This is a genomic window from Marinobacter sp. F4218, from assembly GCF_019443085.1.
In the GTDB taxonomy this organism is placed as follows: Bacteria; Pseudomonadota; Gammaproteobacteria; order Pseudomonadales; family Oleiphilaceae; genus Marinobacter; species Marinobacter albus.
Genome location: NZ_JAHZIL010000003.1, coordinates 2,168,034 through 2,179,963 on the forward strand (window position 1 = coordinate 2,168,034; position 11,930 = coordinate 2,179,963).

The following is an 11,930-nucleotide window of genomic DNA, read 5'->3' on the forward strand; positions in this document are numbered from 1 at the left end:
TATCCCGAAAATGAACATCGTTATCCGTATTTTGTACATTTAGACGCTGAGCGCGGTTTCGACCTCTTCCAGGTTCCGGTCCAGCTCTTCGGAGCTGCCGTCAAAGTGAACCTTTCCTTTAACAACAACGACATGACGGTCGCAGAGCTTTTTCAGGGCCTTGATGTTCTTGTCGACGATCAGGGTCGAAATGCCGGATTCCCGGATGGTGGCGATGACGTTCCAGATGTCCTGGCGGATCAGTGGGGCCAGGCCCTCGGTGGCCTCGTCCAGAATCATCAGCCGGGGGTTGGTCACCAGGGCACGACCGATCGCCAGCATCTGTTGCTCGCCCCCCGACAGCTCCGTGCCCAGGTTCGCTAACCGTTCCTGGAGGCGGGGAAAGGTCGCCATGACCCGGTCGAAGTCCCAGCCGGATTTGCCGTTGCTGTCCGGGCGGGCGGCCATCTGCAGGTGTTCTTTGACCGTCAGGTTATGGAACATGCCCCGGCCTTCCGGGACATAGGCTATGTCCCGGCGCATCCGTTTCCATGTGGGCAGATGGCTGATGTCCTGGCCGTCGAAAACAACCTGGCCGCTGCGTGGCCCGACGATGCCCAGAATTGATTTCAGGGTAGTGGTCTTGCCCATGCCATTGCGCCCCATCAGGCTCATGGATTGCCCTTTATCAAGCCGGAACGACAGGTCGTGCAGGATGTGGCTGCGACCGTAGAGCGTGTTGAGGTTCTTCACTTCCAGAAGGCTGTTGGTCATGCCGCTTCCTCCTCCTCTTCCTTACCGAGATAGGCCTCTTTTACCTGGGGCTCGTTGCGCACCTGGTCCACCGTGCCGGTGATCAGATGGGTGCCGTTGTCGAGCACGGTCAGCTGGTCGGACAGTTCGAAAATGGCGTCCATATCGTGTTCAACCAGCACAATGCTGTAGGTCTTCTTGAGTTCGTTCAGCAGCTCGATAATGCGCAGGGATTCCTCGTGGCCCATGCCCGCCATGGGCTCGTCCAGCAACAGGATGCACGGATCGGTTGCCAGCACCATCGCGAGTTCGAGTTGTCGCTGTTCTCCGTAGGAGATTTCAGCGGCAATCGTGTGGATGCGGCGATCAAGGCCCACCTGGCAGAGTGCCTTTTCCGCGGCTTCCCGGACCAATTTGTTGGCATGGCGCGAGGCAAACAGGTTGAAACTGCCGGTGAAACGGCGCTGGGCTGCGACCGCACAGTTTTCCAGACAGGTAACCTCGGCATAGATATTGGTTTTCTGGAAGCTGCGGCCGATGCCCCGACGCACGAACTTCCAGGGTTTCATGCCGTCGATCCGTTCACCTTTGTGAAAAATGCAGCCACTTGTAGGATTCAGGGTCCCACACAGCATGTTCAGCAAGGTGCTTTTGCCGGCCCCGTTGGGGCCCACCACGCCGTGCAGTTCCCGGTCCCGGAACTGCAACGAGATGTTATCGAGTGCCTTGATGCCGCCCCAGTGTTTGCTGAGGGATTCGGTTTCCAGAATGATGTCGTTGGCCATGATTATTTCTCCAGCAGTTTTTCAAGATAACCGGCCAGGCCTTTGCGCAGGAGCAGGACCATGAGGATGATGGCGCCGCCCATAAGCAGCATCCAGTCCTCGCTCATGTGCTCGAAGACATATTGCAGACCCTCGTAGGTGAGGGTGCCGAGAATGGCCCCGTAAATGGTTCCGAGGCCGCCGAGGATGGACATCACCAGGGCGGTACCGGACATTTCCCAGGTCATGAATTGCGGATTCACGTAGCCGTACTGCAGGGCAAACAGCAGACCGGCGTAAGCCGCGAGAGTGCTGCCGATGACGTAGCTGATCAGGCGGAACGCAAAGATGTTGTAGCCAAGGGCCTCGGTACGCTCCGGGTTCAGTCGGCTGGCTTCCACGATGCGGCCAAAGCGCGAACGCAGGATGATCTTGATGGCCAGCAACGTCACCAGGACGGCCAGCAGCGCCAGGTAATAGAAGTGCGAGGGGTTGTCCAGGTTCAGGAAGCTCAGGCCAAAAATGCTGGTCTCCGGCTTCATGAAAATGAACAGGCCGTCGTTGCCGCCGAACTCCAGGGAGTCGAAGAAGAAGTAGTAGGCCATCTGCGATATGGCCAGGGTAATCATGATGAAGTAGATACCGGAGGTCCGCAGGACTACAACCCCAACGATCAGCGCAATCAGTGCACTGATTGCCATGATATAGATGGCGTAGGTCCAGAAATTGACGGCTTCGTACTCCGGCGTGAGGATCACGAACAGATAGCCGCCCAGTCCATAGAACAGAGCATGCCCCAGGGTAACCAGGCCTACCCGTCCCACCAGGAAATCCAGCGACATGACAAACACCGCCAGGATCAGGACGGTGGTGGCTTTCCCCACGAAGAAGGAGTTGTCCTCCAGGAACAGGGGAATGCACAGGGCGACGACAAAGAAGATCGCCAGGAAGATGCGCTCGGTGCGTTTCTCGAAAATCATATTCGGCTCCCGCTTACTTGGCGAACAGGCCCTGGGGCTTCACCAGCAGCACCAGGATCATGAAGATGTAGATGATCATGTTGGACAGGGTGGGCATCAGCACCGTGGCGAAGGTGCTGATAATGCCGACCATCAGGGCCCCCACGAAAGCGCCCTTGATGGAGCCCATGCCACCGATCACCACCACCACGAAGCAGGTGATCAGCACGCTCTCGCCCATGCCGGGAACGATGGAACGCATGGGGGCGGCGATAATTCCCGAAACGGCGGCCAGCATGACGCCGATGGCAAACACAATGGTGTAAAGGCTTTTGATGTTGACGCCCAGGGCTTCCACCATCTCCCGGTTGGATTCACCGGCTCGGATCAGCATGCCGAGGCGGGTTTTGCTCACGACAAAGTAAAGCGCGACGGCAATGGCAATGCAGATCAGGGCCGCGAAGATGCGGTATACCGGATAACTGGAGTTGTCGGTGAAGGGGACCGAGCCGCTCAGGGCCTCGGGCACGGCAACGCCGTATGGGTCGTTGCCCCAGAGAATGCTCTGCAGCGAGTTGAAGACGAAGATCATGCCGATGGTCAGCAGTACCTGATCCAGATGATTGCGGTTGTAGAGCCGCTGGATCAATAGCCTTTCGATCAATATGCCCAGGCCGAGCGCGATGGCCGCCGAGAGAAGGGCGGATGCGGTAAAGCTGCCGGTCACGGCGACGAAATACCACACCAGGTACGCGCCCACCATGTACATGGAACCATGGGCCAGGTTGAGGATCCCCATCACGCCGAAGACCAGGGTCAGGCCGGAGGCGATCAGAAACAGGAGCAACCCGTACTGGATACCATTAATGAGTTGCACGAAGAAAAGTTCGGTAGACATAGCGATACCCAACGGTTTTACGGATAAGTCAGTTCAGGGGGGGGGCAGGGAAGCTCCCGGCGGCTGCCGGGAGTCATTGGGACCCTTGCTCAGATCTTGCAGCCCCGGGCCGGATCTTCCAGCGCCTGGGCGGCGACGGTCTGCACTACGTTCACACCATCTTTCACTTCCCGCAGGTAGATGTTCTGGATTGGGTTGTGGGCCCTGGAGAAGGTGAATGCACCTCTCGGGCTGTCGATGGTGAGTTTCTCCATGGTGCTGATCACGGCCTGCTTGTCGGATATATCGCCTTCCAGCTGGTCGATGGTGTCGGCGATGGCCTGGCCGGCGTCATAGCCCTGGACGGCGTAGATGTCCGGGTAGTGGCCGTATTCGGTGTTGAAGGCTTCACGGAATTCGTGGTTCTCGGGAATGTCGAGCTGCTCCGCGTAGTGCAGGCCCGTCATGATGCCCTCGGCGGCAGGGCCCTGGGCCTCCAGGGTGCCTTCGGTCAGGAAGCCGGAACCCAGCAGCGGGATCTTGCCGCGCAGGCCCATGGCGTCGTAATCCTTGGCGAACTTGATGGCTCCACCGCCGGCGAAGAAGGTGAACACGGCGTCGGGTTGCTCGTCGGCGATGTCACTGACGTGGGACTGGAAGTTGGTGGACGGGAAGGGCAGCAGCACCTTCTCGACAATTTCACCACCACCGGCCTCAAAGGATTCGGCGAAGGCATCCAGGCTCTCGCGGCCCATGCCGTAGTTCCAGCTGATGGCGTAGACCTTTTTATAGCCCTTATCGAGAGCGACCTTGCCCATGGGGTAGGACGGCTGCCAGGACGAGAAGGAGGTCCGGAACACGTTGGGCGAACACAGGGGGCCGGTTGCGGCGGCCGAACCCGCGTTGGGGATGATCATGATGGTGTCCTTGCCGCGCAGCATCTTGATCATGCCCATGGCAACACCGGAGTGAACCGGACCGATCACGAAGTCCGCTTTGTGCTGGTTGAGCAGCGAGGAGGCCAGTTCCGGGGCCCTTGAGGGCTTGGCCTCAGTATCCAGCTCAACGAACTCGATTTCGGCACCGTGCAACTGGTCGACACGTTGTTTCAGGGCCAGCCTGAGGCCGTCCCGACCGGCCTCACCCAGCTGGGCGTAGATGCCGCTGAACGGCAGCATGACACCGATTTTCACCGGGTCGCCGGCAGCCGCCAGGGCAGAGGTAGAAAGCCCGGCGGCCAGGGTGGTTGCCAAGGCAGTGCTGGCAAGGGTTTTAATGGGGTTCATGTGCTCACCTCAATTTTGTTGTTGTGGGTTCTGTCATTAGAGGCGGGAAGGGGCTTAAGAAATATCCGTTTTCTGCACAGGCGTGTCCGGTGGTTGCAGAGCCGGGATGGAAGCGATGGATTTCAGTGGATTGGGGCACAAAAAAGCCCAGGGGCTGAGCCGCTGGGCAAGGGGTCACATGGAGAAGACCCTGGGAAGACAACACACCGCCACCAGGACGGTCTCGCCTGGCCGATGGTCAGACCAGGTTACGAATCAGCATCTGGCTGAATTTTTGCGGGCATTCCACCGAGGGAACATGGCCAATCCCTTCCAGGATGACCGGTTCCTGCGCGCCGCTGCACTGGGCCAGTGCCTGAAGTGTTTCCGGGGGTGTGGCCACGTCGTCAGTGCCGCCGATCAATGCCAGTGCCACCTGGTGGTGCCCGAGTTGCTCACGGAAATCGGCCCGGCCCAGCATCTCGCACAGCAGGGCATAGCTGCGGTTATCACCGCGCCCCATGATCACCCGCCAGCCTTCCACCAGCGCTGGCTGTTGTTCACAGGCGTTGGGTCCGAACCAGCGTGGCACGATGTCCACGGCCATGGTCTGGAGCCCGAGTTCCAGTACGTTGGCCGAACGGGTGTTCCAGGCGTCGGCGGTGCCAATGACCGCTCCGGTATTGGTGAGCGTGGCGGACAGCAGGCGGTCGGCGTGCTGGCTGACCAGTTGCTGGCCAATAACGCCGCCGATTGAGGTGCCGACAAAGTGAAACTGCTCGACCCCTGCGTTGTCTGCCAGCGCCAGGGCTTCCCGGGCCAGGTCGTCCGGGGTGATCCGGCTGGAACCGGCCGGCCAGGCGGCGCTTGCGCCGTGGCCCGGCAAATCCCAGGTCAGCACCCGGAATTTGCCCAGTAAGGACGGCAGCATGTCGTCCCAGACACCCTGGGTCATGCCCAGGGGGTGGGCCATCAGAATCAATGGCTTGGCGCTGTCGCCGAGCAGGCGGTAACAGAGTGTACGGCCGTTGTGTTTGAGAAATGCCATGTTTTGCTCCCCGGCTCAGACCCGTTCGATGAGTGTAGCAATGCCCTGACCTACCCCGACACACATGGTGCACAGGGCATAGCGGCCGCCGGTGCGCTGCAACTGATGAGCGGCGGTCATCAGCAGACGGGCGCCGGACATCCCCAGGGGATGGCCAAGGGCAATGGCGCCGCCGTTCGGGTTAACCCGGGGATCGTCATCGGCAATGCCCAGTTCACGCAGCACGGCCAGGCCCTGGGCGGCAAAGGCTTCGTTCAGCTCGATTACATCAAGCTGGTCGATGCCGATGCCCTGTTTCTCCAGCAGCTTGCGAACCGCCGGTACCGGGCCGATGCCCATGATGCGCGGCTCCACGCCGGCCGTGGCCATGCCGAGGATCTTTGCCATCGGCTTCAGGCCCTGTTTGTTCACGGCAGCTTCACTGGCCACCAGCATGGCGGCGGCGCCGTCGTTGACGCCGGAGGCGTTGCCGGCCGTCACGCTGCCATTGTCACGGAAAGGCGTGGGCAGGGCGGCGAGCTTCTCCGGGGTGCTTTCGCGAGGGTGTTCGTCGGTGTCGAAGACAAGCGGATCCTGTTTCCGGCGCGGAATCGAAACCGGCACGATCTCTTCGGCGAACACACCATCCTGCTGCGCCCGGGCCGTTTTCTGCTGGGAGCGAAACGCAAACAGGTCCTGATCTTCCCGGGAGATATTGAACGTTTCGGCGACGTTCTCCGCAGTTTCTGGCATGGAGTCGATGCCGTACTGCTTTTTCATCAACGGGTTCACGAAGCGCCAGCCGATGGTGGTGTCCTCGATCTTCTGGCCGCGGGAGAAGGCGGTGTCGGCCTTGCCCATCACGTACGGGGCGCGGGACATGGATTCCACGCCGCCGGCCAGCACCAGCTCCATTTCACCCGCGCGGATGGCGCGGAATGCGGTGCCCACGGCGTCCATGCCGGAGCCGCACAGCCGGTTGAGGGTGGTACCGGGTACGGAAGTGGGCAAACCAGCCAACAGCGCGGACATGCGGGCCACGTTTCGGTTATCTTCACCGGCCTGATTGGCGCTGCCCATCATCACTTCGTCGATGGCGGCCGGGTCCAGCTCCGGGGCCTGCTCCAGCACGGCCTTGAAAATGTGGGCGGCCAGGTCGTCCGGGCGCACGCTGGCAAGGGTGCCGCCGAAGCGGCCGATGGCCGAACGGCGGGGGTGGCAGAGAAATACGTCAGTCATAACTTGCCTCACTGTTGGCCAGATTGAGTTGAAGAGTGATGGGCGTTTGTGCGTGCCTTCAGATCCCGCAGCACGTCCAGTTCCCTGGCCGTGGGAGCCGGGGTGGTTACCAGCTCGTCGGCGAAGCGGATGTCCCAGCCGGTGGCCTCGATCACATCTTCCCGGGTGACGTTCGGGTGCAGGGAGGTGACCACCAGTTCCTTGGTTTCCGGGTCCGGCTTGAGGATACACAGGTCGGTGATCACCACGGTGGGGCCGCGGCCGATGTGAGGGACGTTATCCCGGGCTTTGCCGTCCCGACCGAAGCCGACGGTGGTCACAAAGTCCACGTCCTTAACGAAAGTGCGCTTGGAGTGCTTGACGGTAATGAACACTTCCTTCGCGTTGGTGGCTATTTCCGGTGCACCGCCACCGCCCGGCAGGCGGACCTTGGGCTCCCGGTAATCGCCGATCAGGGTGGTGTTCAGGTTGGCGAAACGGTCGATCTGGGCGGTACCCAGAAAGCCGACACTGATGTGACCGCCCTGCAGCCAGTAGCGAAACATCTCCGGGACCGACACCGTGGTCAGCGCGGATTCGCACAGCTCGCCGTCACCGATGGACAGGGGCAGAACGTCCGGCTTGGTCTGCAGAGTGCCGGATTCATAGATCAGGGTGACGTCCGGAGCGTGGGTCAGGCGCGCCAGGTTGGCGGCCTCGCTGGGCAGACCAATGCCCACGAAGCAGGTCATGTCGTTGGTCAGCGCCCGGGCGGCCGTGACGCTCATCATTTCCGAAGAGGTAAATTCGAGGCTCATCACGCAGCTCCTTTTTCAAAAACGTTTTCTTTCAGCCAGGCCTGGAAGGTGTCTCTGTCACGGGCAATGCCATCCCAGTCCTTGTAGAAGGCGTTGTCCCGGTCGTAGTAACCCAGGGCGTAGGAGGGTTTGGCACCTTTCGGGGCTTCGGCAATGGCGGTGATCGCCCAGGACGGCAGCACGCAGGCGTTTACGGAGGCACCGAGGTCGTCGACGACTTCTTCTACGGTGACGATGCTGCGTTTGGCGGCCAGGACCACTTCCTTCTGAATACCGACGATGCCCTCGATCAGCACATTGCCCTTGCGGTCAGCCCGCTGGGCGTGAATCACGGCCACATCCGGGCGAACGGAGGGCACGGCAGCCAGGCGCTCTCCGGTGAACGGGCACTCGATGAATTTGATCTGGTCGTTCACCTTCGGCAGGTCGCTACCGACGTAACCACGCAGAACCGCCAGCGGCAGGCCGGCGGCGCCGGCTTCATAGGCGTTGGCCATGGCGGCGTGGCTGTGCTCAAGGATCTCGATCTGGTGCGGCCAGCCTTTCTCAACCGCGTCTCGCAGCCGGTGCAGGGAGCCCACGCCCGGGTTACCGCCCCAGGAGAAGATCAGTTTCTTCGCGCAGCCGGCACCGATCATCTGGTCGTACACCAGGTCCGGTGTCATACGGATCAGGGTCAGGTCGCGCTTTTCCTGACGGATGATTTCGTGCCCCGCGGCAAACGGAATCAGGTGGGTAAAGCCTTCCATCGCCACGGTGTCACCGTTGTTGATGTGTTTGCTCACCGCTTCCTGGAGGGAGAGGAATTCAGCCATCGCAGTGTCTCCTTCGTGTCTCGGTTGATAAGTTCGATATGCGAACATAAGTTTAATATGCGAACATAATGGCGCGATTCGATTTGCATCGTCAAGTACAAATTTTCACCAATTTCGAAAAGTGCACGGATGTTCGGACTGCGAACGAGCTGGTACCATGCGCTGACATTGACTGCGCAAGGCATTGAAGGAGCCGGAATGGACGAACAGATTCTCAAGCCCGGGGATCGGGACTATGTGGGGGCGCTGGCCTCGGGGCTGGACGTGCTCCAGGCCTTCGATGCCGAGCACCCGCGCATGACCCTCAGTGAAGTGGCCGCAAGAACGGACATGGACCGGGCCAAGGCGCGGCGTTTTCTGCTCACCCTGCACGCGCTCGGGTTCGTCAAGCGCAGCGGTCGCCAGTTCGAGCTGACGCCCCGGGTGTTGCAGCTGGGCTACGCCTACCAGGCTTCGAACCAGTACCGGGCGGTGATTCAGCAATACCTGGAGGACATTACCGCCGAGCTGGGTGAATCCTCGTCACTGGCGGTGCTGGACGGTGATGAAGTGGTCTATGTCGTGCGTTCGGCCGCGCGCCAGCGGCTGATGGCGATCACGCTCTCCGTGGGGACCCGATTGCCGGCGGCCTATACTTCCATGGGCAGGGTGTTGCTTGGCCAGTTGCCGGAGGATGAGCTGGAGCAATTTCTCCGTCGCGTCGACCTGAAGGCGCTCACGCCATCCTCAATCACCAGCAAGGAGACCTTGCGCGCCGAAATCTACAAGGCCCGGGAGCAGGGGTATTCCATCGTGGACCAGGAGCTGGACCAGGGCTTGCGGTCGGTGGCGGTTCCGGTGTTCGCGGGCAGTGGCGAGCTGCTGGGGGCGATCAATATCAGCACCAATGCGGCCCGGGTGACCCTGGAAACCCTCATGGGTGTCTACCTTCCGCGGCTTCAGGCCATTGCCGAGAAGGTCCGGCAGACCACCCGCTGATCAGGGATAGCGTCCGGTCAGCCGGTTCTCCACCAGCTCGGCGAGGATAGTGTTGGCCAGGCGCATGACAGCATTCGGGTTCTCGCCGCGCCGGCGCGAGGCGATGACCGGTGTGGTGATGTTGTTGTCCTCCAGAGGCATGAACTCCACACCCTCGCGGTTCAGTTTCCGGACCTGTTCCGGTACCAGGGTAAAGCCCATGTCGGAGGCGACCAGGGACAGCGCGGTCTGAAGATCATTGACCTGCTGGCTGACGTGGATCTTGAGGCCGCGCCGGTGGAACAGGCCCTGGGTGATGTCGGCGAAGTTCGGACCCGGGCCCGCAGGAAAGGTCACCATGGGCCAGGCCGACAGTTCTTTCATGGACGGCGGGTGTCGGGTCAGCTGGTGGCCGGCCGGAATGGCCGCAATGATCGGCTCGTCGAACAGCAGTTCCTGCTCCACGTCGGGATCTTCGATGCTGATGCGGCCAAAGCCGATATCAATCTTGCCCGTTTTCAGGGCCTCCACCTGCTCCCGGGTTTTCAGCTCGTGCAGCACAATCTCCAGGTTCTTGTTCCGGCGCAGACGCCGGACCATCAGCGGTAGCTGGCCGTAGAACACCGACGGCACGAAGCCGATGGAGAAAATGGTCTTGCGGTGCTGGGCGATGCGTCGGGTGTCTTCGACCGTTGCGGTGACCTTGTCCAGAATCTGTCGCGCCTGCTCCAGGAAGTACTCCCCGCCGTTGGTCAGTTCCAGCCCCCTGGGTTTGCGGACAAACAGCTCGACCCCGATTTCCTCCTCAAGCTGCTTCATGGCCCGGGTCAACGGTGGTTGTGCAATAAACAGCTTTTCGGCGGCCCGGGTCAGGTTGCCTTCCTCTCCCACTGCCACGAAGTACCGCAGGTGTCTCAGCTCCATCCATACCTCCAGGGTATCGGTTATTACTTAATCAATATTGGTTCACATCCGTGAAACTTCGTACTGTTCGAATCACAGGATTTCTAACTTGCGATTCGGAGAGCCCATGTCCGCCACCATTCAATCCATCGAAGCGATACTGGTCGATATCCCGACCATCCGCCCTCACAAGCTTTCCATGACAACCATGGGGGTTCAGAGCATGGTGATCGTGCGGATGAAGGACTCCGATGGCATCGAGGGACTGGGCGAAGCCACGACCATCGGTGGACTGGCCTACGGTCCGGAAAGCCCCGAAAGCGTGAAACTTACCATTGATACCTATTTCAAATCGCAACTGATTGGCCAGCCCGCCGGCAACATCAATACCCTGAGGGTAATGTTAAACCGCTCGACCCGGGGCAACAACCTGGCCAAGTCGGCCATTGAAACCGCGTTGCTGGATCTTCAGGGCAAGCGCCTGAATCGCCCGGTCTCCGATCTGCTTGGCGGTTCCGTCCACCAGCACCTTCCGGTGCTCTGGACTCTGGCCAGTGGCGATACCGGCAAGGACATCGAGGAAGCCCTCGGCCTGATCGAAACCCGTCGTCACTGCGATTTCAAACTGAAGATCGGTTCCCGCGCCCTGATGGACGACGTGCGCCACGTGGCGGCAATCAAGGATGCGGTGGGCGAAAGTGCCAGTGTCCGGGTGGACGTGAATCAGGCTTGGGACGAGGCCACCGCCGCCAGGGGGATGGCGGAACTGCAGGCCGCAGGCATTGATCTGGTGGAGCAGCCGACACCGATGAAAGACTACGCCGCCCTGGCGCGCCTGTCGGACAAATTCCATATCCCCATTCTCGCGGACGAAGCCGTCGCAGATGCCAAGGATTTGTACAACCTGGCCGCAGCCGGCTTTTCCGGCGCCGTCGCCATGAAAATTGCCAAGGCCGGTGGTCCGATTCGCGCCCTGGAGCAGGCAGCGGTCGCCCAGGCCGCCGGTATCGGTCTGTATGGCGGCACCATGCTGGAGGGCACCATCGGTTCCGCCGCGTCGCTGCACGCCTGGTCCACCCTCGAAAACCTGCACTGGGGTACCGAGATGTTTGGTCCTCTGCTGATGAAAGACGACATCGTGGCCACGCCCCTGAATTTCCATGACAACGGGGTCGACCTGCCAAAAGGCCCGGGCCTGGGCATCGCACTCGACGAAGACAAACTGGCCCATTACCGCCGGAAAGCCTGAGGCACCGGAACGCTCTGAAAACGGAGGAAAGTACATGCTGTTCAAAGTTGAGATGAAGGTGAACATCCCCCACGACATGCCCGCCGACGTAGCCGCGGACATCAAGGCCCGGGAGAAAGCCTACGCCCAGGGTCTGCAGGACCAGGGCAAGTGGCGTCACCTCTGGCGGGTGGCCGGCAGCTACGCCAACGTCAGCATCTTTGATGTAGAGGACAACGCCGAATTGCAGGAGTTGATCAGCAACCTGCCGCTGTTCCCCTACATGGATATCACTGTCGCGCCCCTGTGCCGACATCCGTCCTCGATCCATGAGGACGACCGTTAAACCCAACGCACCGTTGCCAAC

The 11,930-nt window shown here is 60.8% G+C and carries 13 protein-coding genes; 3 read left to right on the forward strand and 10 right to left on the reverse strand.

Going from position 1 to position 11,930, the window contains the following annotated elements; all coding sequences use genetic code 11:
• Nucleotides 1-39 precede the first annotated feature (39 nt).
• From K0B93_RS13890 to K0B93_RS13930, 9 genes are all read right to left on the reverse strand, one after another.
• Nucleotides 40-753, reverse strand: coding sequence for an ABC transporter ATP-binding protein (locus tag K0B93_RS13890; RefSeq protein WP_219867769.1), 714 nt, complete (start codon nt 751-753; stop codon nt 40-42).
• Nucleotides 750-1,517 (reverse strand): ABC transporter ATP-binding protein, encoded by a 768-nt coding sequence (locus K0B93_RS13895; protein WP_218636417.1) that lies wholly within the window; start codon nt 1,515-1,517, stop codon nt 750-752. The genes K0B93_RS13890 and K0B93_RS13895 overlap by 4 nt, the downstream gene beginning before the upstream one ends.
• A 2-nt stretch (nt 1,518-1,519) precedes the next feature.
• The gene (locus K0B93_RS13900) at nt 1,520-2,476 is read right to left on the reverse strand and encodes a branched-chain amino acid ABC transporter permease (RefSeq protein ID WP_219867770.1); all 957 of its coding nucleotides are present in this window, start codon (nt 2,474-2,476) and stop codon (nt 1,520-1,522) included.
• Nucleotides 2,477-2,489: 13 nt separating this feature from the next.
• The gene (locus K0B93_RS13905; RefSeq protein WP_219867771.1) at nt 2,490-3,353 is read right to left on the reverse strand and encodes a branched-chain amino acid ABC transporter permease; all 864 of its coding nucleotides are present in this window, start codon (nt 3,351-3,353) and stop codon (nt 2,490-2,492) included.
• Between the two features lie 89 nt (nt 3,354-3,442).
• Complete coding sequence (locus tag K0B93_RS13910; protein ID WP_219867772.1) at nt 3,443-4,618, reverse strand: ABC transporter substrate-binding protein; 1,176 nt, start codon at nt 4,616-4,618, stop codon at nt 3,443-3,445.
• 238 nt (nt 4,619-4,856) lie between these two features.
• On the reverse strand, nt 4,857-5,645 hold the full coding sequence (locus tag K0B93_RS13915) for an alpha/beta fold hydrolase (RefSeq protein WP_218636421.1): 789 nt from the start codon (nt 5,643-5,645) through the stop codon (nt 4,857-4,859).
• 15 nt (nt 5,646-5,660) lie between these two features.
• Nucleotides 5,661-6,863 (reverse strand): 3-oxoadipyl-CoA thiolase, encoded by a 1,203-nt coding sequence (gene pcaF / locus K0B93_RS13920; protein ID WP_219867773.1) that lies wholly within the window; start codon nt 6,861-6,863, stop codon nt 5,661-5,663.
• Nucleotides 6,864-6,871: 8 nt separating this feature from the next.
• Nucleotides 6,872-7,660: a CoA-transferase subunit beta gene (locus K0B93_RS13925; RefSeq protein WP_219867774.1), complete on the reverse strand. Its 789-nt coding sequence runs from the start codon at nt 7,658-7,660 to the stop codon at nt 6,872-6,874.
• Nucleotides 7,660-8,475: a CoA transferase subunit A gene (locus K0B93_RS13930; protein ID WP_218636424.1), complete on the reverse strand. Its 816-nt coding sequence runs from the start codon at nt 8,473-8,475 to the stop codon at nt 7,660-7,662. The genes K0B93_RS13925 and K0B93_RS13930 overlap by 1 nt, the downstream gene beginning before the upstream one ends.
• 198 nt (nt 8,476-8,673) lie before the next feature.
• Between K0B93_RS13930 and K0B93_RS13935 the strand changes: the two genes are divergently transcribed.
• Nucleotides 8,674-9,453: an IclR family transcriptional regulator domain-containing protein gene (locus K0B93_RS13935; protein ID WP_219867775.1), complete on the forward strand. Its 780-nt coding sequence runs from the start codon at nt 8,674-8,676 to the stop codon at nt 9,451-9,453.
• Here the strand turns inward: K0B93_RS13935 and K0B93_RS13940 are convergent, their stop codons facing one another.
• The gene (locus tag K0B93_RS13940) at nt 9,454-10,356 is read right to left on the reverse strand and encodes a LysR family transcriptional regulator (RefSeq protein ID WP_218636426.1); all 903 of its coding nucleotides are present in this window, start codon (nt 10,354-10,356) and stop codon (nt 9,454-9,456) included.
• Between the two features lie 106 nt (nt 10,357-10,462).
• On the opposite strand from K0B93_RS13940, the gene K0B93_RS13945 reads away from it, so the two are divergent.
• Together K0B93_RS13945 and catC are read left to right on the forward strand one after the other, a co-directional pair.
• The gene (locus K0B93_RS13945) at nt 10,463-11,584 is read left to right on the forward strand and encodes a muconate/chloromuconate family cycloisomerase (RefSeq protein WP_218636427.1); all 1,122 of its coding nucleotides are present in this window, start codon (nt 10,463-10,465) and stop codon (nt 11,582-11,584) included.
• Between the two features lie 34 nt (nt 11,585-11,618).
• On the forward strand, nt 11,619-11,909 hold the full coding sequence (gene catC, locus K0B93_RS13950; RefSeq protein ID WP_218636428.1) for a muconolactone Delta-isomerase: 291 nt from the start codon (nt 11,619-11,621) through the stop codon (nt 11,907-11,909).
• Nucleotides 11,910-11,930 lie beyond the last annotated feature (21 nt).

Excerpts from the sequence above, each read along its gene's own strand:
- K0B93_RS13890 (WP_219867769.1), bottom strand. The coding sequence starts at position 753 with ATGACCAACAGCCTTCTGGAAGTGAAGAACCTCAACACGCTCTACGGT.
- K0B93_RS13895 (WP_218636417.1), bottom strand. The coding sequence starts at position 1,517 with ATGGCCAACGACATCATTCTGGAAACCGAATCCCTCAGCAAACACTGG.
- K0B93_RS13900 (WP_219867770.1), bottom strand. The coding sequence starts at position 2,476 with ATGATTTTCGAGAAACGCACCGAGCGCATCTTCCTGGCGATCTTCTTT.
- K0B93_RS13905 (WP_219867771.1), bottom strand. The coding sequence starts at position 3,353 with ATGTCTACCGAACTTTTCTTCGTGCAACTCATTAATGGTATCCAGTAC.
- K0B93_RS13910 (WP_219867772.1), bottom strand. The coding sequence starts at position 4,618 with ATGAACCCCATTAAAACCCTTGCCAGCACTGCCTTGGCAACCACCCTG.
- K0B93_RS13915 (WP_218636421.1), bottom strand. The coding sequence starts at position 5,645 with ATGGCATTTCTCAAACACAACGGCCGTACACTCTGTTACCGCCTGCTC.
- pcaF (WP_219867773.1), bottom strand. The coding sequence starts at position 6,863 with ATGACTGACGTATTTCTCTGCCACCCCCGCCGTTCGGCCATCGGCCGC.
- K0B93_RS13925 (WP_219867774.1), bottom strand. The coding sequence starts at position 7,660 with ATGAGCCTCGAATTTACCTCTTCGGAAATGATGAGCGTCACGGCCGCC.
- K0B93_RS13930 (WP_218636424.1), bottom strand. The coding sequence starts at position 8,475 with ATGGCTGAATTCCTCTCCCTCCAGGAAGCGGTGAGCAAACACATCAAC.
- K0B93_RS13935 (WP_219867775.1), top strand. The coding sequence starts at position 8,674 with ATGGACGAACAGATTCTCAAGCCCGGGGATCGGGACTATGTGGGGGCG.
- K0B93_RS13940 (WP_218636426.1), bottom strand. The coding sequence starts at position 10,356 with ATGGAGCTGAGACACCTGCGGTACTTCGTGGCAGTGGGAGAGGAAGGC.
- K0B93_RS13945 (WP_218636427.1), top strand. The coding sequence starts at position 10,463 with ATGTCCGCCACCATTCAATCCATCGAAGCGATACTGGTCGATATCCCG.
- catC (WP_218636428.1), top strand. The coding sequence starts at position 11,619 with ATGCTGTTCAAAGTTGAGATGAAGGTGAACATCCCCCACGACATGCCC.